We start from the raw sequence: 25,527 nt of genomic DNA on the forward strand, positions 1-25,527 counted from the left end.
TGACTGCCGAGCCCGGGAGTTGGCAGCATCCCGGGCTCGGCTTCTGCATGTCGCGGTCCGGTCGGCGGGCGGTCGGGGGGAGCGCCGGGCGGCGGCCCGCCGAGGGTGGACCGGGGGTCTGTCGAGGGCCCGCCGGGGGGTCTTGCCGGCGCTCGACGCACTGTGACGACTTGAAGAAATCTTCATCTGTCGCGATGATGCCTACCGGCCGCGGCATCGATCCCCGCCCGGCCGGACGACCACCGAGCCGGAACCGAGGGAGAACGCGGACGATGCCGGTGCCGCTGTACCAGGCCAAGGCGGAGTTCTTCCGCACCCTCGGCCACCCCGTGCGGATCCGGGTCCTGGAGCTGCTCCAGGACGGCCCCCGGCCGGTGCGCGAGCTGCTGGCGGAGATCGAGGTCGAGCCGTCCAACCTCTCCCAGCAGCTCGCGGTGCTGCGCCGCACCCAGCTGGTCACGGCGACCCGTGAGGGCAACACCGTGGTGTACGCGCTCAGCACCCCGGACGTCGCCGAGCTGCTGCGCGCGGCCCGCCGGATCCTGACCGAGCTGATCACCGACCAGGGCGCGCTGCTCACCGAGCTGCGCGCCTCCGGTGGCCGGCTCCGCTGAGCCGCGCCCGGCCCGTCCGCCCGATCCGAGGAGAAGCACCACCATGAGCGACAGCACGAGCGACGAGAAGAGGCGCCGCAAGGCGATGCTGATCCGCGCGGGCATCTACATCTTCGCCACGCACCTGTTCGCCGGTTTCGTGCTGCTGCTGTTCGCGCTCGGCGGCCGGAAGTAGCACACCGGGAACCGGTGGCTCACCGGCGCCGCCCGTGGTCCGGCACCAGGTACCGGTCGCTGGTGCTGGTCCAGGCCAGAACGCCGGCGACCAGCTCGCGGGTGCCGTCCAGGTACCAGCGCCCGGCCGGGTGGCGGCGCAGCAGGTCGCGGCGCAGCTCCTCGCTCTCCTGCTGCAACCGTGCCACCCGGGCGCGCACCGCGTGGACCGCCCGGCCGCGGGTCCAGCCGTGGGCCCGCTGGAGGGTGAGCACCGTGTTGAACGCGGGCCCGGCCTGCCGCTCCTCGCGCCGCAGTGAGTAGAGGTCGTTGATCAGTGTGGCGGCGTCGGCGGTGTTGGCGCGCAGCCGGTGCAGCGCGGGCTCCGCGTGCAGTGCGGCCGGGGCGTCGGCGCCGTGGACCCGTTCCAGTATGTTCATGAACGGGTAGAGGCAACTGCCGTGCCGGCGCAGCTTCATGGTGTCGGTGAGGTCGAGGCCGAGGGCGGGCACGGTGCCGCGGGCGCGGTGGTCGGCCTCGGCGGGGAAGGTGGCCAGGCAGGCCCGCCACTCCCGGGCCGCCCGGGCCCGCCACTCGGGGGACGTCGAAGCGGTCTGCCGCTTCCACAACTCCCGCCAGGAGACCAGCATGTGGCTCTCGGACGGGCTCTCGCCGCGGGTTCCGCCGAGGACCGCGATCAGCGGGTCGACCACGGCGTGGGCCGCGGCGGGGTGGCGGCCGGGCGGGCCGTCGAAACGGTCGTCCAGGATGGTGAACCAGCCCAGCATGTCCACCAGGAGGTCGAGTTCGGCGCCCCGGACGCGGGGGAAGGCGTGGCCGATCAGCTTCTGCAGCCCGTAGGCCCGGTAGCGGGGCAGCTCCGACGGGGTGAGCAGGCCGCGGCGGACCACCCAGTCGGCGTGCCGGTCGGCGGCGAGGCGCAGCTCGTCGGACGGCCGGGGGCCCGCCGCAGCGACCGGACCCGCGGGGGAGGCTGGACCGGCCGGGGTGGCCGGACCCGAGGGGGCGGTCGTGGGGCCGGTCGTGGGGCCGGTCGTGGAGGCGGTGCCGGTGAAGGGACACCGGACCGGCGGCGGCTCACCGTGCGAGGAGGGCACTGCGGCCCCCGGTGAGGATGCGGCATCGCCCTCTCGGGAGGCCGCCGCGGTGCGCCCGCGTGGGGAGCGCGCGCCGCGCGGCGCGAGCCGCACCCGAAGGCCGTGCGCCTGGACCGTCGTCCACACCACCTCGCGGGCCCGCGCGCCCGGCACCGCCGTCGGCCGCCAGCGGCGCAGGATCGTCGCGGCCGCGACGGTCAGTTCCGCCCAGGCGAAGGCCTCGCCGATGCACTTGTGCTTGCCCGCCCCGAACGGCAGGAAGGACGGCCGCCCGGAGCCGCCGCGGTCCTGCCAGCGCTCGGGCCGGAAGCTCATCGGCTCCGGGTAGCGCACCGGGTCGCGGTGCAGCGCGGTGAGGCTGTACAGCAGCTCGGTGCCGGCCGGGACGCGGTACGGGCCGAGCTCGACCGGCACCCGGGCGGTGCGCATCAGGAAGGCGTTCGGCGCGTGCAGCCGCACCACCTCCTGGGTGACGCTGCGGGTGTAGGTGAGCCGGGCCAGTGCCTCCGGGGTGGGGACGGTGCCCGCGGGCAGGTGCTCGTCGAGCTCGGCGAGGATCCGGGCCTCCACCTCGGGGTGGCGCAGCAGCTCGTCCAGCAGCCAGGTGAGCGTGGTGGAGACCGTCTCGGTGCCCGCGCCGAACATGGTGATCGCCTCGGACCGCACGTCGGCCTCGGTGAGCGGGCGCCCGGTGGCCGGGTCGGTCGCGGCGCGCAGCAGGGCGGGCAGGGTGCGCCGGCCCGCTCCGGGGCCCGTGGTCGCGGCGCGGCGGTTGACGGCCTGGTCGACCACCCGGTTGAGCACCCGCACGGCGTCGTCGAAGCGCCGGTTGACGGGCAGCGGCAGCCGGGCGAGCGCCGGGTTCGGGTAGAGGGACTGGACGATCTGGCCCTTCACCAGGTCCGGCAGCGCCCGGTGGAACGCGACGGTGGCGTCCTCGCTGAGCCGGGCGTCGAACAGCGTGCGGGTGACGATCTCCAGCGCCAGGTGGTTCATCTCCTTGGCCACGTCGAGGACCTGCCCGGGGCGCCAGCGTCCGGCCCGCTCCTCGGTGACCTGCTGCATCACGGCCAGGTACTCGCCCATCCGGTCCGGACCGAAGGCCGGCTGGATGATCCGGCGGCGGTCGCGGTGGGCCTGGCCCTCGGACATCAGCAGGCCGTCGCCGAAGGCCGTCCTGAGGGTGTCCTGGACGGCCCCGCGCGGGCAGTCGTGGGCCAGTGCCACGAGCAGGGTGTGGACCAGCCGGGCGTCGGTGACCACGCAGACGGTGCGTGGTCCGAGCCGGATGCGGACCACCCCGCCGTGGCGGGCGAGCGAACCGAGGAAGCCGAGCGGGTCGCGCAGCAGGGCGCCGGCGTGCCCGAGGCCGGGCAGGGCACCGGGGGCCAGCGGCGGGACGGCGGCGCGGGCCAGCGGGGACGGGCCGGGAACGGTTCTCGGGGGGACGATCAGCTTCCGCGTTTCGGTCAGCAGGGACATGACACTACCTCTCAACCAGAGTGGCCGGTGCGGGCGATGCCGGGCGGCAACGGCGGGCCGGCCGGGAGCCGGGGGACCGCCCAGCGCGGGCCCCGCGCGCGCCCCCGGCGGGAGGGCGCACGTTGAGCAAACGCGCCGGTTTCCCGAGCGTTGCGCCGAATGTGCGGGGATCACTCCAACGGCCGAGTGGATCGACCCTTTCGTGCGTGCTCGAAACTCCGTGTTGACCTGCGCGGATGCGTCCGTCCGGGTGGTCCGCGGCTTGCCTGCGAGGCAGGGTCTTTGGACCCTCGCCGCACGGGCGTGCGAGGGACAGCATGGATGCGAAGAAGGAGGAACCTGATGACCCGTCTGCGCCACCGGCCGGCCCTCGACGTCCGGGTGGAGATCCGCGGCGAGCTGCCCCGCGAGGACGCCGAGTACGCCCGGGCCCGGGCGCTGGCCACCGCCACGGCGCTCGGCCCCGACACCCGCGCGCTGCGACTGCGGCTGACCCGCTCGCGCAACCGGTCGGTGACCCGGCCCGCGCTGGCCCAGGCGGACGTCGAACTGGCGGGCGTCGGACCGGTCCGGGTGCAGCTGGCCACCGGCACCGCACGGGAGTCCGTCGACCTGGTGCTCGGCACGCTGGCCGGCCGGGCCGTCCGACTGCGCGAGCAGGGCGACATCGGCTTCGCCGCCGCGTACGAGAGCGCCTACCGCCCGCAGTTCGCCGACCGCCCGCTCGCCCAGCGGCGGATCGCCCGGCACAAGGCGGTCGTGCCCGCCCGCCGCAGCCCCGAGCAGGCCGTGCTCGAACTGCTCGCCCTCGACCGGCGGTTCCACCTCTTCGCGGACGCCGCCACCGGCCGGGACGGCCTGGTCCACCGCTGCTCGCCGGGCGGCACGCCGGAGTTGTGCGCCGCGGGCACCAGCGCGATGCCCCCGCTCGACCTCGCCGAGGCGGCCCGCCGGCTCTGGCTCACCGGTCGCCCGTTCGTCGGCTGGACCGACCCCGGCGACCACCGGGCGCGGGTGCTCTACCGCCGCTTCGACGGCCACTACGGCCTGATAGCGCCGGTATCGGACGGCCGGATCGGGGCAGGAACCCTGTTGGCACAGGACTGACACCACGACGCAACGACCACACCACGAACTCTCCACGACAGGGGCCGGGACCATGGACTGCGACGAGGTCATGCTGACCGTCCGGATCACCGCCGCCGAGCGGGCACTGCTGCGCGACCTCGCGCGCGGGCACGGCGGCGACGTCTCCGAGGTGGCGGTGGACGGGCTGCTGGAGGTCATCCCCGCACTGCACGACGACGCCTGCGGCCTGCCGCTGCTGCGCGTTCTGGCCAGGCCGGCACCCTTCGCGCTCACCCTGTGGCTGCCCGCGCCGGTCGCGGACCTGCTGCCGCTGCTCGGCGAGCGGCTCGTACGGACCGGTGGTCCCGCGGCCGGGCCGGCCAGCGCCGCGCTCTCCGCGGCCTTGCGGCTCTGGCTCGCCGGGGACCGGGTCGTCCTGGCGGCCGGGCTGGCCCGGTTGCACGGGGGCTGCGGCGCCGGCGCGGTGGAGGCGGTGCGACCCGGAGCGGGCGCGGCGGTGCGCTCCGGGGTGGGCGTGGCGGCCTTCGGGGCGGAGCCGGTGAAGGCCGCGGCCTGACCCTTCGGCCGGCCTGACGAGCCGTCATATTCGGCTCGGTGGAGGCCAGTCCGGGTGCCTGCTCCGTGCCCCGGCCGCCGTCCGGGGCGGGTCCGGTGTGCCCGACCGCGGTCCGGCCGAACCGGGCGATCGAACCCGGCGATCAAACCGGACCGTCGAACCGAACCGTCGAACCGAACCCTCCGGGGAATTCTGCAAGAGGTTTCTGTTATTCCCGGTCGCCCCTCCCGCTCTCCGGAGTGTCGGAAGACCCGGGCCCCCTCCACCGCGGGGACGCGCGGGTCGTCGTCGCACGAGGAGGGAACGCGATGGGGCACCCGGGCGGCGGGCTCCGCCGGCGCAGGAGCGCAGGCTCACCCCATGCGGTGTCCATCAGCCAGATCGCGCCGAATTCCGCCGACCTGATGCGACGGGCCGCGCCCGCCCGGCACTCCCGGTCCGGCGCCCCGACCGGCAGCCGTGCGCCGACGCGGCCGCCCGGACGCGACCACCCGCCGAAGCCGGCCGCGGAGCCGCCCTCACCGCGGACGGCGGCGCGCCGGTGCCCGGGCCCGGAGCGCGGCGGTACCGCGGCGGCCGGCCGCCGGAGCCGCGACAGGCGAAGCGGCAGCCCTTACCAGAACTGGTCGCTGTCGAAGACCTCGTGAGCCGTTCGGGGTAAGGCTGTTCCTGTGAGCCCGTAAAACCGGTCGGCCCGTACGCCGGCCGACCCTTCGACCCGAGCCGCCGACGCCCGCGCGCCGCGAGGCCCGCAGGCCGGCAGGTCCGTCGCGCCGGGAACGGCCGCCGCCCACCCAGCGGCAGCCGTTCCCGGCGCCGGCCGTTACCAGCGTCCCTGCCCCCCACACCGCCCCGAGGACCCTCCCGTATGCGAACCCGCCCCCACCTCGCCGCCCTCGCCCTCACCGCCGCGGCCCTGCTGTCCGCGGCCGTACCCGCCGCCGCCCACGGCGACAGCGTCCACCTGGACGTCACCGGCCAGCAGAACGGCCGTGTCAGCACCGTTGCCACCTGGGAGAACGACCACGACCCGGTGACCGGGGAGTTCGCCGGCACGCTCCTCGCGACGGCCTCCGACGGCCGCACCGTCGGGCCCTGGCGCCTGGTCACCGTCCCCGGCCGCCCGGGGACGTACACCACCCGGGAGGTCCTCCCGGTCGGGCACTGGTGGGTGACGGTGGACTGCGCCTTCCCCGCCCTCGGGCACGGCGAGCGCGAGCTCGACGTCGACACCGTCGCGATCGCCGACCCGGCGCCCCCCACGGCGCTGTCCGAAGCCTCGCCGCGGTCCGCCGGGGTGACTCCCGCCCCGCACCGGGAGAGCACCGGTGCGGCGGGGACCACCGCCGCCCCCGTCTCCGCCCGGGAGGCCTCGCCCGGCCCCGCCCACGCGACCACCTCCGACGCCACCGCCTGGGCGGCCATCGGCACCGCCTGCGCGGCCGTCGTCCTGGTCGCCACCGGGCTCTGGCTGCGCCGTCACCGGGGCTGAGCCGCCCGGAACCGCCCGCCCCGGGAACGGGGACGCACCCGCGGTGGAACCGGCCGGGTGCGAACCGACGTCCCTTCCGGTCACCGGGCGCCACCGGGCGCCCGGACGACCGCAAGGGAGCGTCCGCGCATGAAGAAGGTCCTGATCACCGGCGGGGCGGGTTTCATCGGCAGCACCGTCGCCTCCGCCCTGCTCGACCGGGGGATCACCCCGGTCGTGCTGGACGACCTGTCCCGGGGCCGGACCGAGTTCGTCGCGGACCGGGTCTTCTACCGGGGCGACATCGCCGACGCGGCCCTGCTCGACCGGATCTTCGCCGAGCACCCCGACATCGACGCCACCGTGCACTGCGCTGCGAAGATCGTCGTACCGGAGTCGGTGGCCAAGCCGCTGTACTACTACCGGGAGAATGTCGCCAAGACCGTCGAACTCCTGGAGGCCCTCCAGCGCCACGGCTGCACCAGGGTCGTCTTCAGCAGCTCCGCCTCGATCTACGCCCCCACCCCCGATGCCCGGGTCGACGAGAGCAGCCCGGTCGACGCCGGGAGCCCGTACGCGCGCACCAAGCAGATGATGGAGCAGGTCCTCCAGGACTGGACCCGGGGCGAGGGCGCCGAGCGCCAGCGGGTCATCGCCCTGCGCTACTTCAACCCGATCGGCGCCGACCCGCAGCTGCGCACCGGCCTCCAGGACCTCCGGCCCACCCACGCCCTCGGCAAGCTGATCGAGGCGCACACCACGGGCACCCCGTTCACCGTGACCGGCACCGACTGGGCGACCCGCGACGGCTCCGGCATCCGCGACTACATCCACGTCCAGGACCTCGCCGAGGCGCACGTCGCGGCGCTGCTCCGGTTCGACGAGGTGATCGCCCCGGGCGTGGCGGACCGCTACCGGGTGATCAACGTCGGCACCGGGGACGGGACCACCGTGCGGGAACTGATCGCCGCCTTCGAACAGGCCGTCGGCACCGGCCTGGAGGTGCGGGAGGCGGGCCCGCGGCCCGGGGACGTGATCGGCTGCTACGCCGTCGTGGACACCGCACGGGACCTGCTCGGCTGGCAGCCGCGGCGCGGCATCGCCGAGGGGGTCGCCGACGCGCTGGCCTGGCGGAGGGTCTGGTCCGCCCGGATCGGCGTCAGCTGACCGCCGGAGGCTGTCAGGCCACGGCCTCGCCGGACTTCGACCAGTTGTCGCGCAGCCGGTCGAGGTAGGACTGCGCCTGGGAGCCGATCCTGACGCCCCGGGCGAAGGCCAGCATGTTGCCCGCGCCCGCGTTGTAGCCGAGGGCGACCAGCTCGTCCCGGGTGAGCGGCACGCCCGGGCGGGCGGGCAGCTGCGCGGCGAGGTCGTGCAGGTGCCAGGCGGCCGCCTGGACGGCCAGGTTCCGGTCGTCCGGGAGCTCCTCCCACTGCCGGGAGGCGAACGGGCGGCCGGGCTTGGTGTCGTCGAAGGCGGCCCGGTGCATGTTGGCGATGCCGAACGAGGCGTCCGGCTTGCCGCGCTGCCAGGCCCGTTCGAGTTCGGGGTCGTGCGGCTTGTACGCCTCGTTGTAGAGGATCGCCATCAGCAGCTGCGGGTTGACCCCGGCCTCGGCGGCGTATTGGCGGACCGGTGCCGCGTAGTCGGCCGGGTCGTAGCGGCCCGAAGGCTTCGAGGGTTTCGACGGCGGAGCGGAGGAGCCGGCCGACGGTGCGGCGCCCGGGGAGGGGCCGGAGGCGGCGGTCGGGGAGGGGTCGGCGGAGGCCGCGCCGTCGTGGCCGTTGCCGCGGACGAGACCCAGTCCGGCCACCACCACGACGCCGATCACCAGCCAGCGTCCCCGGCCGGACCCCTTCTTCTCCTCGCTCACGGCTGCCGCCCCTCCCCGTTCGCCCGTGCGCCCGTTCGAGCGCCGTGCGGCTGATCGCTCCCTGCGGCAGGTTACTCGGCGGGCTTCTGGTCGCCGTCGAGGTTGCGCAGGAAGTCCTTCGCCTTCTCGACGCCGGTGTCGATCTGCCCGCTGTACTTGCCGTCCGTGCGGTCGTCGATCGCGTCGCCGACCTTGTCCAGGCCCTGCCCGATCACGTCGCCGTGCTCGCGGGCGAGGTCGGTGGCCTTGTCCGCGAGGTTCTTCAGACTCTCAAACATGGTGACGCTCTGCTCCTCTGATGCGTTCCTGATGGTGTGCCGACGTGGCGGGGATCGTGACCATCCTAACGATGGCCCACCAGGCGGTTCGTCGCCGCCGGGTGACGGCGGATGACTTTGCTGAAATGGGTTCGTATGCTCAGGCCATCTTCTACAGCGATGTAGAGGGTGGGGTCCCCACCAGGACGCCACCAGGACCGAAGGCGTCCCGGCACGCGCGGCGGCGCGATCGCTCCGCCGCGGCCGCAACGATCGAGGGAAGTGCGCATGGCCGGTCAGCGGGCGAGAACGCCGTACCAGGACGCGGGACCGCGCACCGAGGACCGCGCCCTGCCCGCGCAGCGCTCCCGGGCGGCCGGTGCGGGCGGTCCGGGGAGCCCCGCGGGCCCCGCGGCGCCCGGGGCGGCCCGGACACCGCGCCCCGGGGCGGCCCGCCGTCGCCAGCAGGCGCGTCGTCGCGGCGGGACGGCGGCCGTGCTCTCGGCGGTCGGGCTGCCGTTGCTCGGGGCGGTCGCGGACGAGGTCGACGGACCGGGCGTCAGCCTCCTCTTCGCGGTGGGCTCGGTGCTCGGGACGGCGGCCGCCGCACTGCTGTGCAGCCGGACGGGCCGGTGGTGGGTGGTGACGGCCGCGCCGGTCGTGGTGCTGCTCACCGCCTCGGGCGTCGAGTACCTCGCGCACCCCGGGACGTACCAGGGGAAGAACCTCGGCACCGGCGCGCTGCGTTGGGTGGTCGGGGCCTTCCCGGTGATGGCCGCGGCCGTCGCGGTGGCGCTCGCCGTGGTCGCGGTCCGCGCCGTGCCGACCCGCCGCCGGGTGGTGCCGCAGCGCCGACGAACCGGCCGGACGGCCGCCCCGGTCGGAAGGGGCCGCCGTGGCTGAGCGCGGCAACAGCCGTACCGGCGGCCGCGGTCAGCGCGGGCAGGCCGCGCGCCGCGCCGCCGCCCCGCTGACCGTCGCCGGGCGCACCCTGGCCTGCACCGTCTCGGTCGCCGTGCTCGGCGCCAGCGGCTTCACCTGGTACGAGTACCGCAGCCTGGACGACGGCATGGTCAAGTCCTCCGCGCTGAGCGAGGCCAAGAAGAACGCCCCGCCGCACCTCGACAAGTCCGTCAACCTGCTGCTGATCGGCCTGGACAGCCGCAAGGACATGGACGGCAACGACCTGCCCAAGCAGTTCGTCGAGGACGAACTGCACGCCGGCTCCAGCGGGATCGGCGGGTACAACACCAACGCCCTGATCGTGCTGCACATCCCGGCCAACGGCGGCAAGGTCACCGCGCTCTCCGTCCCGCGCGACGACTACGTGCAGACCGTCGGCGCGGACGGGAGGATGCACAAGATCAAGGAGGCGTACGGCATCGCCAAGGAGGCCGCCGAGCAGAAGCTGGCCGGCAAGGGGCTCTCCAAGGCGCTGCTGGAGCGGCAGAGCCGCGAGGCCGGCCGCTCGGCCACCATCCAGACCGTGCAGAGCCTCCTGGACGTCCCGATCGACCACTTCGCGGAGGTGAACCTGATCGGCTTCTACGACATCGCCAAGGCGGTCGAGCCGATCCAGGTCTGCCTCAACCACCCGGTGGACGACCCGATCATCGCCCGGACCGCCACCCACGAGGGCGGCGGCACCGGCCTCAAGCTCCCGGCCGGGATCAGCTCCCTCAAGGCCGCGCAGGCACTCTCCTTCGTCCGCCAGCGCCACCACCTCACCAACGGCGACCTCGACCGCACCCACCGGCAGCAGGCGTTCCTCTCCTCCGTCGAGTACAAGCTCAAGCAGCAGGGCATCCTGAACGACCTCGGGCAGATGCAGAAGCTGTTCGCGGTGGTGAAGAAGGACGTGGTCATCGACAACGAGTGGAACATCCTCGACTTCGCCCAGCAGGCGCCCAACCTGACCGGCGGCAACGTGGAGTTCAACACCCTGCCGATCAGCGGCTTCAGGACGGTCGGCGGGCAGGAGGTCAACACCGTCAACCCGGACCTGATCAGGAAGATCGTCCGGCAGCTCTTCAACCACGAGCCGGCGCCGGCCCCGCCGGCCGCCGCGCCGCCCGGAGACGGGCCGGGGGAACCGGCCCCGTCGCCCTCCACCACCCCGAGCACGGCGCCCAAGGCGGTGGTCGACGTCAACGCGACCGCGGGGGCGGGCGCGGCGGCCGACGAGTCCAGGGCGCTGGCCGAACTCGGCTACCAGGCGGGCCGGATCGGCGACGCCCCGGCCAGGACCCGGGCCACCACCGTCGCGTACGGGTCCGGGGCCAAGACCGACGCACAACACCTCGCCGCCCGCTACGGGGTGAACGCCTTCTTCTCGTCGGCCGTCCCCGCGGGGCGCATCCTGCTCACCCTCGCCGTCTCCCGCACCCCCGCGCCGACGGCCGTCCCCCCGGCCGCCGCGGCCGGCGATCCCTCCGCCGACCCGGCGGCGGGGCTGCCGATGCAGGGCCCGGCGGTGAAGGCGGGCGGGATCCCGTGCGTGGACTGAGGCCCGGCCGGCGGCGGGGAGTTCAGCCCCGGCCGGGGCGGGTGTCCCGGAGCGGCTCCCGGTCGAGGACCTCGACGTACACGATCCGCCCGCCGACGACGTCCAGGACGAGCATGCCGTGGGCCGGCGAGAGTGGGACGCACCGGTGGTCCGGGCCGTAGGGCTGACCGTCCGGGCGCGGTTCCGTCCTGAAGCTCTGGCAGAAGCCGTCACCGCAGCCGCACTCGGCGACCAGCCGCAGGTTCCGGGCGGCGACGGCCAGTTCGTGCTCGCCCTCCTCCTCCAGGAGGTCGACCAGTTCGCCGAGCAGGTCCGGGAAGACCTCCCGGAGCAGCGGGTGCTCCGGCGCCGTCACGGGCGGGGCGCCTTCACGCCGTGGACGGCGGCGTACTCGGCGGCGAGCCACGGGCCCAGGTCGTCGACCAGCACGGTGAGGGCGGCCCGGTCGGCGGTGGTGGCGGCGGTGCGGGCGACGGTGACGGCCAGGCGCGCCTGGGCGGCCCGCTCGGGGTAGTAGCCGGCGAAGACCTCGGCGGAGGCGGCGAGGTCGCTGGTCCAGCCGCCCCAGCGGGGCATGACCAGGGTGAGGCAGGTGCGGACGAGATGGCGGGAGACGGCGCGGGCGAGGCGGCGCAGTTCGGCCTCGGGGTCGGCCGCGGTGTCGGCGGCGGCCAGGCGTTCGCGCCAGCGCGGCAGGAACAGGGCGAGGTCCCCGTTGGTCTCCCGGGCGAGCAGCGGGGTGGGGCGGTAGCGGGGGAGCCGGGCGGCGAGGTCCTCGCCGAGCAGCGGGGTGCAGAGACAGGCGACGAACCAGCCGAGGTCGTGGCGTTCGAGCTCGCTCAGCAGGGTGTCCGTGCCGGCGAGCACCACGCCGACCCCGTTCACCTGCGCGAACTCGCCGTCGAGCGCGGCTTCGAGGGCGTCGGCCCCGGCCCGGTCCGCGGCGGTGGGCGCGTGGTGCAGGGCGAGCAGCAGGTCGAGGTCGGAGACGCCGGGGGTCGCGGTGCCGCGCGGGACGCTGCCGTAGAGGTAGGCGCTGTGCAGCCGGTCGGGGCCGAAGGCCGCGGCGATCCGCTCGCGGGCGGCGGTGACCACCGGCGCGAACGCGGGCGGCACGCGGTCCAGCGAGCCCTCCCGTGCGATGCAGCCGTCCCGGTCCAGCCCCTGAGTGGTGGTCATGGGGGCACTCTGCCCCACTCCCACCGGTGGTGACCAGCGATTATCCGACGGCCCGGCGGATTGTCAGTGGGGCGTGCAAGCATGCGACGCACACGAACACGAGAGGCGTGAGGGGATCGGCATGGGCACCTGGGACATCGGGCACTTCGACAACGACTCGGCGGCGGATTTCGGCGGCGGTCTGGACGACGCGGCGCCGGGCGAGCGCGAGGCGCTGCTCCGGTCCGCGCTGCTGTGCGCCGTCGGGGCGGAGGAGTTCCTGGACTCCGACGAGGCGGTGGAGGCGGTCGCCGCCGCCGCGCTGGTGGCGGCGCAGTGCCCGGGCGGGGCGGCGGTGACCACGGCCTACGGGCCGAAGGAGCCGATACCGCCGCTCGCGGCCGAGCTGCGCCCGCTCGCGGTGGCGGCGCTCGACCGGGTGGTGGCGGCGGAGTCGGAGCTCGCGGAGCTGTGGGACGAGACGGAGAGCGGTCCGGCCTGGCGCGAGGGCATCCTGGAGCTGCGGGCGGTCCTGGCCGCGGCGGCGTCGGCGGACGCGCCGGTGGCCCGGAGCTGAGCGGGCCCGGGGCGATCGGCCGTCACGTGCGGGCCGCCGTCCACCAGTAGCCGAGCGCGGTGAGGCTGGTGGCGGCGCCGAGCAGGCAGACGGCCGTCCAGCCGCCGTGGTCGTAGACGACGGTGGACAGGATCGCGCCCGCGCCGCACCCGGCGGAGTAGAGCAGCATGTAGCCGGCGGTCAGGCGGCTCCGCGCCTCGGGGCGGAGCTGGTAGAGCAGGTGCTGGTTGGCGACGTGGAGGGACTGCAGGCCGTAGTCGATCACCACCATGGCGAGCACCAGCCACCAGACCGAGTGCGGCAGCAGTGCGGCCGGGAGCCAGCCGACCAGCATGGCCACCAGGCCGATTCCGGCGGTGCGTTCGGCCCGGCCGCGATCGGCCTGACGGCCGGCGTACCCGGCTCCGAGCGCTCCGGCGGCGCCGGCGAGGCCGAAGAGCCCGATCTGGGTGTGGCTGAGGTTGAACGGCGGTGCGGCGAGCGGGAGCACCATCGGGGTGAGCAGCACGGTGACGGAGGTGAAGCCGAGCAGGGCGAGGACGGACCGGGTGCGGAGCACGCGCTCCTGGGCGAAGAGCGCGAACACCGAGCCGACCAGGCGCGGGTAGCCGATCCGCTCGGCCGTGCGGTGCCGTTCGGAGGGGACGGCGGCCGCGACGGCGAGGGCCATGGCGGCGGTCGCGACGGCGGAGACGAGGTAGACGGCCCGCCAGCCGGCCAGGTCGCCGATGGTTCCGGCGACGGTTCGGGCGAGCAGGATGCCGATCACGATGCCGCTGGTCACGGTGCCGACCACCCGGCCCTGGTCGGCCGGGGCGGCGAGTTGGGCGGAGTGGGCGACGACCACCTGGGCGACGACCGCGAGGACGCCGACGGCGGCCATCGCGGCGAGCAACAGCGGACCGGAGGGGGCGAGTGCGACGGCGAGGAGGGCGAGGACGGACAGGCCGAGCTGGGAGGTGATCAGGGTGCGGCGGTTGACGAGGTCGCCGAGCGGCACGAGCAGCAGCAGGCCCAGGGCGTAGCCCGTCTGGGTGAGGGTGCCGACCAGGCCGATGGTCGCCGGGTCGATGCCGTAGTCCCGGGCGATCAGGTCGAGCAGTGGCTGCGAGTAGTAGACGTTGGCCACGGCGAGGCCGCAGGCGACGGAGAGCAGCCAGGCGACGGCGGGTGACAGGCCGCGCGACGGGGCTCCGCCGGGGATGCCGGGCGTGTCCGCGGTGGTGGCCGTGGTGGAGGCGGTTGTGCGGGCGGGAGAGGTCATGGGCGGGCTCCCTCGAAGGGCACGGTGGTTTCAAAGTGCTACCGCGACACCATGGCATAGCCTGGTTTTAATAAGCAACCACGTCCTGGTCGGTAGGCTGGGCGCCGACCGGTGAGGGCTGAGAGGTGGGAGAAGTGCCGAAACGCACCACGCACGAGGAATCGGCCTGCCCGGTCGCCCGTCCGCTCGACGTCGTCGGCGACGGCTGGACGCTGCTGATCGTCCGTGACGCCTTCGACGGGCTGAGCCGCTTCGGGCAGTTCCAGCGGAACCTCGGCCTGGCCAAGAACATCCTGTCGACCCGCCTGGCCAACCTGGTCGCCAACGGCGTGTTCGACCTCGCGCCGGCCGCCGACGGCAGCCCGTACCAGGAGTACGTGCTCACGGAGAAGGGCCGCGCGCTGTTCCCGGTGATCACGGCGCTGCGCCAGTGGGGCGACCAATGGTTCTTCGAGGAGGGCGAGCCCCGGGCGCGACTGGTGGACCGTGACTCCGGCGCGCCCGTCGCGCCGGTCGAGGTGCACGCGGCGGACGGCCGGGTGCTGGGCCCCGAGGACACGAGGGTGCTGCTGCCCTGAGGCGCGCCGCCGCCGCCGTCCCGTCCGCCGCTCCCGCCGCCCCGCCCGTCGCAACAGCGGGTGTGCGGGGCGTCGCCGAGCATGCCCGCCGGTCGTCGGTCACCCTGGAAACCACACCGGGCGCCGGCCGGGGGCTCGATCGGGCCGATCGAGCCCAGGCCCCGCCCGCCCCGGGCCCCGGAACGGCCCGCGAGCGACGAGGAGGCGGCATGCAGCAGCCCACCACCCGGGTCGCGGGCCCGCCCGGCGCCGTACGCGGCTGGCTGGAGGCGCTCGCCGTCGTGCTGGCCGGACTGGTCGCGATGGCGGCGGTGGCCGCGCTCGGCCTCTGGCTGGCCGGCGCCGACGACCTCCCGGACGGCGGCTTCCCCGCCGTACTGGCCGCGACGCTCGCGCTCGCGGTCGGGGGAACCGTCCGACTCGACGGCGGCGCGGGAGACTTCGCGGCCGTCGGGGCCGGGATCAGCGCGATGCCGCTGAGTGTCTCGGTGGCCGGAGCGGTCGCGATGGCCGAGGTGTTCCTGCGCGGGCTGCGCTTCCGTGCGGTCGCGAGCGGCGGTGAACTGCTCGGGCGGATCGGCCGGACGGTGCTGCTCTGGGCGCTCGCCCTGGTGCTGCTGACCCTCGGCGCCCGGCACAGCTTCGTCGTCCCGCTCGGCGGTGACCTGGCGGAGTCGATCGGCGGAGCGCTCGGGCTGACCCCGGAGGTCGGCTTCCACGCGGACGGCCCGACCACCGTCGGCATCGGGCTGGCCTGGCTGCTGCTGGTGCTCGCGCTCACCTTCGCGGTGTCCCGGCGGGCCCCGCTGCCGCCCGGGCTGGTGCGCCACCAACTCGCCGTCCGTCCGGCCGCCTCGGCGCTCTGGCTGGTCCTGCTGGCGTACCTGGCGATCGGTGCGGTGGCCGGGGTGCTGACCGCGATCGTGCACGGCGACGCCCGGCAGACCCTGGCCGTGGTGCTGCTCGCGCTGCCGAACCTGGCCTGGCCGGCCTTCGGCCTGGGACTCGGGGCCGAGTGGCACGGTCGGCTGGTCGGTACGCTCGGCCTGCCCGTCCCCAAGGCGCTCGGCGCCGTGCTGCGCGCCCCCGGGGGCGGGCAGGCGACCGTCGACCTCGGCACCCTCGCCGAGCAGGGCGCCGCCAGCTGGTGGCTGCTGCCGCTGGCCGCCGTCCTGCTGCTCGCGGCCGCCTTCCTGGCGGCCCGCAGCGCGCCGCGCACCGTCCGGCTCCGCCAGCACGCCGTCCGGTTCGCGCTCGCCACCGCCGTCACCATGCTGCTGGTGGGCCTGTGGAGCCGGGTGGACGCCGCCTACGGGCTCTCCGTGCTCGGCGTCGGCCTCGGCCAGGGCGGTCTGGGCGACCTGCTGGGCGCCGTGCTCGGCGCCGACAACCCGCTGGCCGCGCTGGGCGGCGGCAGCCTCACCCTGCGCCCGGTGCTGTGGACGGCGGTGCCGCTCGCGGCGGGCTGGGGTCTACTGACCGGCGCGCTCGGCGCCCTGCTCGCCACCCGGGTGCGACACCGCGGCGAGCTGCCGGCGGATCCGCGGTGAGGGGCGCCGGGCGAGGAGCACGGAAGCGGGGGGCGGCGATCTCGGCGGCGAGGGGGCGCCGGGTGAGGGGCTGCGCGGACCGGCTCAGAACAGCCGGTGGCCCTGCACCCACATGGTCTTCCGCCCGTTGGCCCGGATCAGCCGCAGTTTCTTGATGCCGTCGTGCACGCTCGCGCTGAACAGCAGCGAGGGGCCGACGATCACGCCCGCGGCGGCCAGGGCGAAGAGCATGCCGAAGTTGTCGACCGCCTGGTCGTCGCCCTCCTCGACGGTCCGGCCGCCCAGCTGGATCAGCAGGGGGACGGTGACCAGCAGCGAGAGCACCAGCAGCCAGCCCAGTGCCCGGTGGACCCGCCGCTTGACCCGCGCCCTGGTGGCGGTCTCCACCCGGACGGAGAAGGAGCGCCGGCAGCGCGGGCAGATGACGCCGATCTCCCGGTCGCCACCGGTGGGCCGGGGCGAGCCGCCCTCCGGCAGGTGGGCGATGCTCCAGTTGACCTTCGTCACGGAGGCCCCGTGCTCGACGCTCACCCGGCAGCCGAGGCTGACGACGTACCGGTCGCTGATCGGGATCCTGACCACTGCTGCCACCCCCAGCCTCCGCGACCGTCGCGGGGTAGGCGGATCGTAGCCCTTCCGGAGGGTCTCGAAACCGGTGGTGCGGCGTCAGAAAGCCTCGGCCAGAAGGATGATGGCCGCCGGGACGGCCTGACCGAGTGCGCCGCGCCACAGCTTCGGTTCCGAGGCGAACAGGGTGATCCCGCCCGCGACCATGAACGCGGCGACGTAGAGCACCACCGGTCGCCCGGCCCCCGGGTGCCCGGCGTGCAGCAGGACCAGTCCGGCGACCAGGCCGAGTGCCAGGAACAGGTTGTAGAAGCCCACGTTGACGCGCCAGAGCCGGACCTCCGGGGCGTCCGCCGTGCTGCCGGTCAGCACGCGGCGCACCCGCGGGTGCCCGTACAGGAAGCTCTCCAGCGGCCACACGATCAGGTGGATCGCCGCGGCGACCACGGCGAAGACCTGGCTCACGGCGTTCATGGCGGACGGCTCCCTCCTGGCGGGGCGACGGAGGCGGGTGGGCGGTGACAGTGGCTGGGCGGTGGCGCCGGGCGGCCGGATCGGCCCGGACGGGCGGCCGCGGCACCGCGGGCGGGCCGCTGCTCGCGCAGCGCCGGCGGCGGGTCGTCGAGGTGGGCCCGGGCCGGTCCGATCGGGCCCGATCCGGTGCCGGTGACCCGGGCGAGGGACGGCGCGGCGGGTGCGCCGGGACGCTTTCCCATGGTGCGCATTCTATCGCCGGTGCGGTCGCCGCGGCGGTCGAAGAGCCCTTCCGGGGTGCGGGATTGGACTGGACCACTGCCTCCGCGCACCACTATCGTTCGGCGTGCCCGCGGATCGCGCGCCGCCGGAACGCATCGCGCGTCGCCGGAAGTCGTCGAGTGCTTCGGAACGGAACCCATGAGCATCTGGCCGCAGTTGCGAAGATCCAGGACCGTCCGGGCCGGGCAGGCCACCGGCCGGGTGCTGCGCTGCGGACTGATGGACACCATGCTCGCCGACCTCGCCGTCTCGGTCGCGCTCTGCTTCGAGCACCCGCTGGACGACGACCGGCTCGCCGTCGGGCTGGCCCGTGCGCTGGAGCGGGTGCCGGTCTTCGCCGGACGCCTGCGCACCGTCGAGGGCGTCCTGGAGGTGGTCTGCGACGACACCGGCGTGCCGTTCGAGGTCTACACCGTGGAGGGCACGCTCGCCGAGGCGATGGGCCGGGTGACGGTGCCCGGCTCCGAACTGGTCGCCCCGCTGGACGCCCCCGCCGCCCGCGACGGCGGCGTCCCGCTGCTCACCGTACGGGTGACCCGCACGGCCGACGGCGGCACGGTGCTCGGTTGCTCCTGGCACCACGCGATCGGTGACCTGCACAGCTTCATGCTGCTGCTGCGGGCCTGGTCCGCGGCGGTCGAGGGGGAGCCGCTGCCGGAGGCCGAACTCGTGGACGACCAGGACGAGTTGCTGGCCGAGTTGCTCCCCGCCGAGGACTGCGGCCGGCCCGGCTTCCGGCTGCCCTCGGCGGAGGAGGCGGAGCTGCTGGCCCGCGAGGTGGCGGCCGGGCCGCGCGCCAACCGGCTCGTCCAGATCGCCTTCACCGATGCCGAACTGGCCCGGATGTGCGAGGAGTTCGGTGCGGCGGCCGGGCGCCGGCTCTCCTCCGGGGACGTGCTCTGCGCCCACCTCCTGAGCACCCTGCGGGAGCTGGACGGGGACGAGGCCGAACGGATGCTGACGGTGCCGGTCAACGTGCGCCGCTGGCTGGGCCTGTCGCCCGCGCTGATGGGCAACCTGCTGAGCGAGGTCCATCTGCCGCACCGGCCCGAGGACGGGCCTGCGGTGCTGGCGGGCGCGCTGCGCACGGCGCTGGAGGAGTTCCCCGCCGCGCACCTCAACCTCCGCGCCAACCTGTGGTTCCTGGCGACCCTCGGTCGCCCGCGGCTGCGCGACTGCGTGCCGCTGGGCTTCGACCCGGCGGCACGCCGGTTCAGCTTCTCCAACTGGAGCGGCTTCGGCGCCTATGCGGTGGGTTTCCAGGGGAGGCGCCCGGTGCTCTTCAGCCCTGCCGCCAACTATCCGATTCCCTGGGTCTGTTGGACGGTGGAGGGGTTCCGCGGCGAGGGCCGGCTGGCCACCGTGGTGCTGCCGGCCCGGCTCGCCGCCCGGGTACGCGGGACGGAGGGCCGGGCGGCGTTGCACCGCTACCGGCGGGCGGAGGATCAGCCGCCCGCGTCGGCGGCCGTCCTGCCCAAGGTGATCTAGGTGATCCGGGGTCTGTCCTGAAGGACTACTGGAAGGACTGCTCGATCGCCGTCCACAGGCCGAGCCGGGCGCGCAGCGCGGTGCGGACCGTCTCGGCGCAGGAGTCCCACTTGTCCTGGTCGTCGCCGCACAGGTCGATCAGCATCTGCATCGCCATCGGGGTGTGCTGCTCGCCGTCGACCTCGATGTGACGGGCCAGGTAGTCCTTGAAGACGGTGAGCGCGCCCTCGGGGTCGTCGATCCGGATGACCTGGGCGAACATGTCCGGGATCAGGTCCTCGCGGCCGAAGGCGAAGGCGGCGGCCCGGCAGTGCACCGGCGCGTTCTCCACGATCGACCAGGTGGTGGAGGTGAAGTCGAGGGCGGCCTGCGGAACTTCGGCCTTCTTCAGGGCCTCCGGAACGGTGCTGCCGGCGCCCAGCAGGGCCAGGAACTCCTCGATCGGGCGCGGGTCGGCACCGGCCAGCCGCATGCCCTCCACGTACAGCTCGAAGTGGCTGGTGTAGCCCTCGCCGAGCTCGTCGCTCTCCTCGACCAGGACGATCTCGTTGATCAGCCGGCGGCTGGCGGTCGGGCCGTTCGGGACCCACGGCACGTCCACGCAGGTGAGGTCGCGCTGGAGGCTCTTGAGCAGCGACATGAAGTCCCAGACGGCGAACACGTGGCTGCCGAGGAAGGTGCGGACGCGCTCGATGCCGGTGAGCGAGCGGTACACCGAGTGCTCGACGACCTCGCGGCGCAGCGGGTCGATGGCCTGCTGAAGGCTGCTCAGGCCGGGGTGCGAACGGTCCCAGTGGTAGCGGTTCGTGGACAATGCGACTCCTTGGTGGGCTCGTTGGACAGTCAACGGGTCTACGGGGGTCTTGCGCGATCATCGTACGGTTTCTGGCGCGTACTCGTCAGTGATCTTTGTAATTCGATGCCGAACAGTTCGTGGGCGGGTGCGGTCAGCGGTGCTTCAGCACGAGGCCGAGCGCGTGCCGCAGCTGCTCGCGACCGGGCAGGACGGCGCGGTCCAGGGCCGGGGCGAAGGGCAGCACGGCGCCGTCCGGGCGGGTGATCCGGCGGGGCGGGGCGATCAGGCGCATCTCCTCGGCGGCGGTGGCCAGCACCTCGGCGCCGAAGCCGCAGCTGCGGTTGGAGTCGTCCAGGACGACCAGTCGCCCGGTGCGCTCCAGCGAGTCGGCGAGCGCCTGCCAGTCGAAGGGGTACACCGTGCGCGGGTCGAGGACCTCCACCGAGACGTCCGGCGCCAGCTCCTCGGCGACCGCGAGGGCGTCGTGCACCAGGTGCCCGAGGGCGACCACGGTGACGTCGGTGCCCGGCCGGTGGATCCGGGCCCGGCCCAGCGGGACGGGCACGAGGTCCCAGGTGACGGTCTCGCGCACCGGCATCGCGGCGGCGGGCGCGAACACCACGACCGGGTCCGGGTCGCGGATCGCCGAGCGCAGCAGCCCGTAGGCGTCGGTCGGGGTGGCGGGCACCACGGTCTTCACCCCGGCGTGCGCGAACAGGCTGTACGGATGGTCGGAGTGCTGCCCGGCCCAGCCGTCCCGGGAGCCCGAGCCGGGCACCAGGCAGGTCAGCGGGACGGCCGCCTGGCCACCGGTCATCAGCGAGAACTTGTGGGCCTGGTTCACGAGTTGCTCGAAGACCAGGAACAGCAGGGACGGGATCTGGAACTCCAGCACCGGACGCCGGCCGGCCAGCGCGGCGCCGACCGCCATCGAGGTGAAGGCCTGTTCGGACAGCGGGGTGTCGACGATCCGCCCCGGCCCGAAGCGGTCCAGCAGGCCGAGGGTCGGCCCGGCCAGACCGGCGCCGATGTCCTCGCCGAAGACGCAGACCGCCGGATCGGCGGCGAGTTCGTCGGCCAGTGCCCGGTTGAGCGCCTTGGTGTACGAGAGCCTGGTCACGGTGTCACCCCCGCCCGGGGCCGCAGCCCGTCGGCGTACAGGTGGTCCAGCGCCCCCGCCGGGTCCGGATGCGCCGAGGCGAGCGCGAACTCCTCGGCGGCGGAGAGCTGTTCGGCCACCGCGCGGTCCAGGTCGGCGACCGTCGCGGGGTCGAGCAGGGCGGCGGCCCGGGGGAGCGGGTCGCGCTCGCGCCAGGCCCCGACCTCCTCGGGGGAGCGGTAGCGCAGTTTCATCCGGCGTTCCATGGTGTGGTGGCCCTCGTAGCGGTAGGTGCGGCAGGCCAGGAAGCCAGGGCCGCGGCCGGTGCGGGCCCGTTCGACGGCGCGCAGCGCGGCGGTGCGAACGGCCTCGGTGTCCATGCCGTCCACCTCCTCGGCGGGGATGCCGAAGGCGGCCGCCCGGCCGGTGGCGCTGCCCGCGACGGCGGTGGCGGCGGGCAGGGTGGTGGCATAGCCGTTGTCCTCGCAGACGAACAGCACCGGCAGGCGCCACATCGCGGCGAGGTTGAGCGACTCCAGCAGGACGCCCTGGTTGAGCGCGCCGTCGCCGAAGAAGGCCACCGCGACCGGGGTCCGGCCCGACGCGGGCCGCCCGGCGACGGGACCGTCGGCTGTCACCCGTTCGGCCGCCGACCGTTCGGGGGAGGAAGCGGCCCGGGCCGCCCAGGCGGCGCCGACGGCGATCGGGGCGCCGGCGCCCACCATGCCGTTGGCGCCGAGGATGCCCAGCGAGAAGTCGGCGGCGTGCATGGAGCCGCCCCGGCCGCCGTTCGATCCGTCGACCCGCCCGAGGAGCTCGGCGAGCAGCCGGTGCGGCGCGGTGCCCCTGGCGAGCACGTGGCCGTGGCCGCGGTGGGTGCTGGCGAGCCGGTCGTCGGGGCCGAGCGCCGAACAGACGCCCACCGCGACGGCCTCCTGCCCGATGTACGGGTGGATGCCGCCGGGGATCGCGCCGGATTTGACCAGGCCGAGCGCCAGCTCCTCGAAGCCGCGGATCAGCCGCAGCATCCGGTAGCGCTCGGCGGGGGTGTCCAGCGGGGCGGGGCGGGCCTGTGCGCCGGGGCGGGCCTGTGCTCCGGGGCCTTTGGGCGGCCCGGCGCTCGCGTCGGTCGTGCGTGCGGGAGCGGTCACGGCCGTCCCCGCCAGACCGCCGGGCAGAACAGCGGGTCCGCGTAGTCCGGCCGGTCGTCGTCCGTGCGGCGCACCAGCACGTCGTGGTTGTACACCACCGGCTCGCCGTCCGGCCGGTCGTGCCGGCGGTACTCGTTGGCGCTGTCCTGGAGGTGCAGCGAGATCGCCCGGCGCGGGTGGGAGGCCAGGTTGGGGCCGCTGCCGTGGTAGGTGCGGCAGTGGTGGAAGGACATGTGGCCGCGCGGGATCAGCATCGGCACCTTCCGCACCCGCTGCCCGTTGTGGGCGGCGTTGGCGGCCAGGATGTCCTCCAGCTCGGAGCCGTCGCGGTCGGCGAAGTGCCGGGTGGAGTCCTCGCCGGAGGGCAGCTCCTGCCAGCGGTGGCTGCCGTCGACCATGGTGATGGTGCCGTTCTCCTCGCGGCAGTCGTGGAACGGGATGAAGGCGGTGAGCATCTCGTCCGAGGTGCAGGTCTGCCAGTAGTGCTTGTCGAAGTGCCACGGCACCCGGTTGCTGGGCTCCTCGGGCACCGGGGGCTTGTAGATGAGCGTCGACTGGAAGATCCGGATCTCCTGGGTACCGGCGAGCAGCGCGGCCACCGCGCCGATCAGCGGCTTGCGCAGGATCGCGCCGATCGCGTCGCTCTCGTAGTGCACGTAGTCGTTGTGCCGCTGGACCGGCCCGTCCTCGGGCCGCCAGGAGGCCAGCCGGGGCGGCCGGGCGGGCAGCTCGCGGTCGCGGTGGCCGGCGTAGTACAGCTCGGTGGCGGCCTGGAGGGTGTCCAGCTCCTCGTCGCTGAACAGCCTGCGGGAGAGGTACCAGCCGTGCTCGCGGTAGTGCGCCACCTCCTCGGGGGTGGGCAGCAGGGCGAGCTCGGCCTCGGTGAGCCGGAACTCGGAGGCTGCGGCCATCGGGAGGGCCTCCTTCGGATGTGCGGGGGAGGGCCGGCCGTCGGCGGTGGGCCGGGCGACGGCTGCGGGCCGGTCGTCGGCGGTGGGACTGTGCCGTTCGACGGCCTCGTAGAGGGCCTTGATGTTCGCGGTGCCGAAGGTACCCGCTCCCTGCCGCTCGATCAGTTCGAGGAAAAAGGTGCGCCGGGGGTGTGTCGAACGGGCGAAGATCTGGAACAGCTGGCCGCCGTGGTCCTGGTCGACCAGGACGTGCAGGTCGCGCAGGGTCGCCACCGGGATGGCCGTCCCGCCGAAGCGCTCGGTCAGGGCGTCGAAGTAGGCGTCCGGGGTGCTCAGGAACTCCACGCCGCGCTCCCGGGCGGTCCGGACGGCGCCGGTGATGTCGCGGGTGCTGAAGGCGAGGTGCTGGACGCCGGCCCCGCCGTGGGCGGCGAGGAACTCGTCGATCTGGCCGGGGCGGCGGGTGGTGTCGGGCTCGATCAGGGTGAAGGTGACGCCGCCGGAGGCGCTCTGCACCACCTTGGAGTCCATCGCCTGCTCGCCGACCTCGATGTACTCCTCGAAGATCGTGCGGAAGCCCAGGGCCGTCTCGCAGAACCGTACGGCGTCCGCGAGCGTGCCGGCCGGCAGGCAGATCGCGACGTGGTCGAGGTCCTCCAGCAGGCGGGGCTCCGGGGTGGGCCCGGCGTCCGGCAGCGGCACCAGGCGCAGTGCGGTGTCGCCGAAGCCCTCGATCAGGGCGCCGGCCCGGTCGAGCACCCGGGCGCCGTGCCGCTCGGCCCGTTCCAGCGCGGCGGCCGGGTCGGCGCAGCCGAGCGCGAGGACGGCGACGCCGTCCCCGTGCCGGGCGACGTACTCGGCCACCGGGTGCTCCGGGTCGGGGGCGGAGGTCAGCCGCAGCCGGATGGTGCCCTGGCGCAGCCCGACGGTGCGGGCGCCGTCGGGCGCGGTGGCCGGGGCGTCGACGGTGAAGCCGTGGTCGGCGTGGAGTCCGGCCGCGGTCTTGTCGGCGTCCGCGCAGTGGAACTCGACGTGGGTGATGGTCTGGATGGACAACGGGATCTCCCCCCGGAGGGAACGGTGGATCGGGGATCGGCGCGCGGGCCGCCGCGCGGCGGTGGGCGGCGGGCGGTCGCCGACGGGCGGCGCCCGGCCGGCGGCACTCGGGCCACCCCCGGTGGGCGGCCACTGTCGGGCGACCGTTACTGGGCGACCGCTATCGGCCGGCCCGGGTGGAGGCCGGGCCGAGGATCAGGCTGAGGTTGTGGCCGCCGAAGGCGAAGGCGTTGCTCAGCGCGGCGCGCACCGGGGCGGATCGGGCGGCGCCCCGGACATGGTCCAGGTCGCAGGCCGGGTCGGGATCGGTCAGGTTGAGCGTCGGCGGCAGCGTCCCCCGCGCCACCGCCAGGGCGGTCACCGCCGCCTCCAGCGCGCCCGCGGCGCCGAGGAGGTGGCCGGTGGCGCCCTTGGTGGAGCTGACCGCGGGCGGCTGCGCGCCGAAGACGGCGCGCAGCGCGGCGGTCTCGGCCACGTCACCGAGCTTGGTGCCGGTGCCGTGGGCGTTCACGTAGTCGATGTCGCCCGGGGCCAGGCCCGCGTTGGCGAGTGCGGCGCGCATCGCGTCGGCGGCGCCGGTGCCGTCGGGGCGGGGCATGGTCGGGTGGTGGGCGTCGGTGGAGGCGCCCCAGCCGAGGACGTCCGCGTACCCGGCGGCACCGCGGGCCTCGGCGTGCTCGGCCCGCTCCAGGACCAGGACGGCGCTGCCCTCGCCCAGTACGAAGCCGTTGCGGCGGGCGTCGAAGGGCCGGCTGGCCTGCTCCGGTTCGTCCCAACCCTGCGCCAGGGCACGGGCGTTGGTGAAGGCGGCGGCGATGGTCGGGTGCAGCGAGGACTCGGTGCCGCCGCACACCACCACGTCGGCGTCCCCGGCCCGGATCAGCCGCAGCCCCTCGGCGATCGCCTGGGCGCCGGCCGCGCAGGCCGTCACCACGGCGGAGCTGTAGCCCCGGATGCCGTGCTTGATGGCGATCCGGGCGGCGGCCATGTTGGAGAGCATCCCGGGCAGCAGGTACGGGCTGACGCCGGGCCGGCCGCGTTCCAGCCGGCGGTGCGACTGCTGCTCGAAGGTCTCCAGTCCGCCGCCGCCGGTGGCCAGTACCACGGCGGTGCGGTGCGGGTCGGAGTCCCGGCCGACGGCCAGGCCGGCGTCGGCGAGCGCGTCGTCGGCGGCGGCCAGGGCGAGCAGCACGAAGCGGTCCACGCAGCGGGTCTCGGTGGGCGGCAGTACCTCCCGGCCGTCGACGGCGGGGGCGATCCCGGCGGCGGGCAGCCAGCCGTGCGCGGGGTGGCCCTCGGGGACGGCCCGCAGGCCGGAGCGGCCGGTGACCAGCGCCTCGAACACCTCGGCGGGTCGGCGGCCGAGCGGGGAGACCAGGCCGATGCCGGTGACGACGGCACCGGGGCGCGGGCTCATGCGCGGACCTCGTTCCGCTCGGCGGCCGCTTCGCGCGACG

The 25,527-nt window shown here is 74.9% G+C and carries 25 protein-coding genes; 12 read left to right on the plus strand and 13 right to left on the minus strand.

What is annotated here, in order from left to right:
* The first annotated feature begins 272 nt into the window (after positions 1–272).
* Both ACZ6EM_RS13750 and ACZ6EM_RS13755 read left to right on the plus strand, forming a co-directional pair.
* Positions 273–614, plus strand: a complete 342-nt coding sequence (locus ACZ6EM_RS13750; protein ID WP_359902632.1) for an ArsR/SmtB family transcription factor — start codon at positions 273–275, stop codon at positions 612–614.
* A gap of 43 nt (positions 615–657) precedes the next feature.
* Positions 658–789, plus strand: coding sequence for a DUF6126 family protein (locus tag ACZ6EM_RS13755; protein ID WP_359902629.1), 132 nt, complete (start codon positions 658–660; stop codon positions 787–789).
* Positions 790–808: 19 nt separating this feature from the next.
* On the opposite strand, the gene ACZ6EM_RS13760 is transcribed toward ACZ6EM_RS13755, so the two are convergent.
* The gene (locus ACZ6EM_RS13760) at positions 809–3,367 is read right to left on the minus strand and encodes a cytochrome P450 (RefSeq protein WP_465772425.1); all 2,559 of its coding nucleotides are present in this window, start codon (positions 3,365–3,367) and stop codon (positions 809–811) included.
* Between the two features lie 342 nt (positions 3,368–3,709).
* Here ACZ6EM_RS13760 and ACZ6EM_RS13765 point away from each other — a divergent pair, with 342 nt between their 5' ends.
* From ACZ6EM_RS13765 to galE, 4 genes are all read left to right on the plus strand, one after another.
* The gene (locus ACZ6EM_RS13765; protein WP_401053922.1) at positions 3,710–4,474 is read left to right on the plus strand and encodes a sigma 54 modulation/S30EA ribosomal C-terminal domain-containing protein; all 765 of its coding nucleotides are present in this window, start codon (positions 3,710–3,712) and stop codon (positions 4,472–4,474) included.
* Positions 4,475–4,526: 52 nt separating this feature from the next.
* The gene (locus ACZ6EM_RS13770; protein WP_465772426.1) at positions 4,527–5,012 is read left to right on the plus strand and encodes a hypothetical protein; all 486 of its coding nucleotides are present in this window, start codon (positions 4,527–4,529) and stop codon (positions 5,010–5,012) included.
* Positions 5,013–5,880: 868 nt separating this feature from the next.
* Complete coding sequence (locus ACZ6EM_RS13775; RefSeq protein ID WP_452177680.1) at positions 5,881–6,504, plus strand: hypothetical protein; 624 nt, start codon at positions 5,881–5,883, stop codon at positions 6,502–6,504.
* A 129-nt stretch (positions 6,505–6,633) separates the two neighbouring features.
* Positions 6,634–7,650, plus strand: a complete 1,017-nt coding sequence (gene galE, locus ACZ6EM_RS13780; protein WP_380552374.1) for a UDP-glucose 4-epimerase GalE — start codon at positions 6,634–6,636, stop codon at positions 7,648–7,650.
* Positions 7,651–7,663: 13 nt separating this feature from the next.
* On the opposite strand, the gene ACZ6EM_RS13785 is transcribed toward galE, so the two are convergent.
* Both ACZ6EM_RS13785 and ACZ6EM_RS13790 read right to left on the minus strand, forming a co-directional pair.
* A complete protein-coding gene (locus ACZ6EM_RS13785) occupies positions 7,664–8,356 on the minus strand; it encodes a lytic transglycosylase domain-containing protein (RefSeq protein WP_401047822.1) in 693 nt (230 codons plus the stop codon).
* Positions 8,357–8,427: 71 nt separating this feature from the next.
* Positions 8,428–8,634, minus strand: a complete 207-nt coding sequence (locus ACZ6EM_RS13790) for an antitoxin (RefSeq protein ID WP_359902610.1) — start codon at positions 8,632–8,634, stop codon at positions 8,428–8,430.
* Positions 8,635–8,901: 267 nt separating this feature from the next.
* Here ACZ6EM_RS13790 and ACZ6EM_RS13795 point away from each other — a divergent pair, with 267 nt between their 5' ends.
* Both ACZ6EM_RS13795 and ACZ6EM_RS13800 read left to right on the plus strand, forming a co-directional pair.
* A complete protein-coding gene (locus ACZ6EM_RS13795; RefSeq protein ID WP_401047825.1) occupies positions 8,902–9,516 on the plus strand; it encodes a DUF6542 domain-containing protein in 615 nt (204 codons plus the stop codon).
* Positions 9,509–11,119, plus strand: a complete 1,611-nt coding sequence (locus ACZ6EM_RS13800) for an LCP family protein (RefSeq protein ID WP_465772427.1) — start codon at positions 9,509–9,511, stop codon at positions 11,117–11,119. Before ACZ6EM_RS13795 ends, ACZ6EM_RS13800 begins: the two co-directional genes overlap by 8 nt.
* A 22-nt stretch (positions 11,120–11,141) precedes the next feature.
* Here the strand turns inward: ACZ6EM_RS13800 and ACZ6EM_RS13805 are convergent, their stop codons facing one another.
* Positions 11,142–11,474 (minus strand): hypothetical protein, encoded by a 333-nt coding sequence (locus ACZ6EM_RS13805; RefSeq protein ID WP_465772428.1) that lies wholly within the window; start codon positions 11,472–11,474, stop codon positions 11,142–11,144.
* Positions 11,471–12,298, minus strand: a complete 828-nt coding sequence (locus ACZ6EM_RS13810) for a nucleotidyltransferase domain-containing protein (protein WP_401047833.1) — start codon at positions 12,296–12,298, stop codon at positions 11,471–11,473. Before ACZ6EM_RS13810 ends, ACZ6EM_RS13805 begins: the two co-directional genes overlap by 4 nt.
* Positions 12,299–12,419: 121 nt before the next feature.
* Between ACZ6EM_RS13810 and ACZ6EM_RS13815 the strand changes: the two genes are divergently transcribed.
* Complete coding sequence (locus ACZ6EM_RS13815; RefSeq protein ID WP_465772429.1) at positions 12,420–12,854, plus strand: DUF4259 domain-containing protein; 435 nt, start codon at positions 12,420–12,422, stop codon at positions 12,852–12,854.
* A gap of 22 nt (positions 12,855–12,876) precedes the next feature.
* Here ACZ6EM_RS13815 and ACZ6EM_RS13820 read toward each other — a convergent pair whose 3' ends face one another.
* The gene (locus ACZ6EM_RS13820; protein ID WP_401047838.1) at positions 12,877–14,118 is read right to left on the minus strand and encodes an MFS transporter; all 1,242 of its coding nucleotides are present in this window, start codon (positions 14,116–14,118) and stop codon (positions 12,877–12,879) included.
* A 134-nt stretch (positions 14,119–14,252) separates the two neighbouring features.
* Between ACZ6EM_RS13820 and ACZ6EM_RS13825 the strand changes: the two genes are divergently transcribed.
* Together ACZ6EM_RS13825 and ACZ6EM_RS13830 are read left to right on the plus strand one after the other, a co-directional pair.
* Positions 14,253–14,696 (plus strand): winged helix-turn-helix transcriptional regulator, encoded by a 444-nt coding sequence (locus ACZ6EM_RS13825; protein WP_380552351.1) that lies wholly within the window; start codon positions 14,253–14,255, stop codon positions 14,694–14,696.
* A 209-nt stretch (positions 14,697–14,905) separates the two neighbouring features.
* On the plus strand, positions 14,906–16,246 hold the full coding sequence (locus tag ACZ6EM_RS13830) for a streptophobe family protein (protein ID WP_465772430.1): 1,341 nt from the start codon (positions 14,906–14,908) through the stop codon (positions 16,244–16,246).
* Positions 16,247–16,330: 84 nt separating this feature from the next.
* Here the strand turns inward: ACZ6EM_RS13830 and ACZ6EM_RS13835 are convergent, their stop codons facing one another.
* Entirely contained in the window at positions 16,331–16,837 is a 507-nt protein-coding gene (locus ACZ6EM_RS13835) for a hypothetical protein (RefSeq protein WP_401055092.1), read from the minus strand.
* 75 nt (positions 16,838–16,912) lie between these two features.
* On the minus strand, positions 16,913–17,287 hold the full coding sequence (locus ACZ6EM_RS13840; protein WP_387687483.1) for a DUF1304 domain-containing protein: 375 nt from the start codon (positions 17,285–17,287) through the stop codon (positions 16,913–16,915).
* A gap of 420 nt (positions 17,288–17,707) precedes the next feature.
* Between ACZ6EM_RS13840 and ACZ6EM_RS13845 the strand changes: the two genes are divergently transcribed.
* Positions 17,708–19,057, plus strand: coding sequence for an acyltransferase (locus ACZ6EM_RS13845; RefSeq protein WP_465772431.1), 1,350 nt, complete (start codon positions 17,708–17,710; stop codon positions 19,055–19,057).
* Between the two features lie 25 nt (positions 19,058–19,082).
* Here the strand turns inward: ACZ6EM_RS13845 and ACZ6EM_RS13850 are convergent, their stop codons facing one another.
* The 5 genes from ACZ6EM_RS13850 to ACZ6EM_RS13870 all read right to left on the minus strand — a co-directional run bounded on the left by ACZ6EM_RS13850 (position 19,083) and on the right by ACZ6EM_RS13870 (position 25,487).
* Positions 19,083–19,871, minus strand: coding sequence for a DUF3050 domain-containing protein (locus tag ACZ6EM_RS13850; RefSeq protein WP_401048942.1), 789 nt, complete (start codon positions 19,869–19,871; stop codon positions 19,083–19,085).
* 133 nt (positions 19,872–20,004) lie between these two features.
* Entirely contained in the window at positions 20,005–20,973 is a 969-nt protein-coding gene (locus ACZ6EM_RS13855) for an alpha-ketoacid dehydrogenase subunit beta (RefSeq protein WP_452177676.1), read from the minus strand.
* The gene (locus ACZ6EM_RS13860; RefSeq protein WP_452177675.1) at positions 20,970–22,103 is read right to left on the minus strand and encodes a thiamine pyrophosphate-dependent dehydrogenase E1 component subunit alpha; all 1,134 of its coding nucleotides are present in this window, start codon (positions 22,101–22,103) and stop codon (positions 20,970–20,972) included. The genes ACZ6EM_RS13855 and ACZ6EM_RS13860 overlap by 4 nt, the downstream gene beginning before the upstream one ends.
* Positions 22,100–24,070, minus strand: coding sequence for a 4-hydroxyphenylpyruvate dioxygenase (gene hppD, locus ACZ6EM_RS13865; protein ID WP_465772432.1), 1,971 nt, complete (start codon positions 24,068–24,070; stop codon positions 22,100–22,102). Before hppD ends, ACZ6EM_RS13860 begins: the two co-directional genes overlap by 4 nt.
* A 160-nt stretch (positions 24,071–24,230) precedes the next feature.
* Positions 24,231–25,487, minus strand: coding sequence for a beta-ketoacyl-[acyl-carrier-protein] synthase family protein (locus ACZ6EM_RS13870; RefSeq protein WP_452191483.1), 1,257 nt, complete (start codon positions 25,485–25,487; stop codon positions 24,231–24,233).
* Positions 25,488–25,527: the final 40 nt, after the last annotated feature.

The sequence above is a fragment of the Kitasatospora sp. NPDC041917 genome, assembly GCF_055589745.1.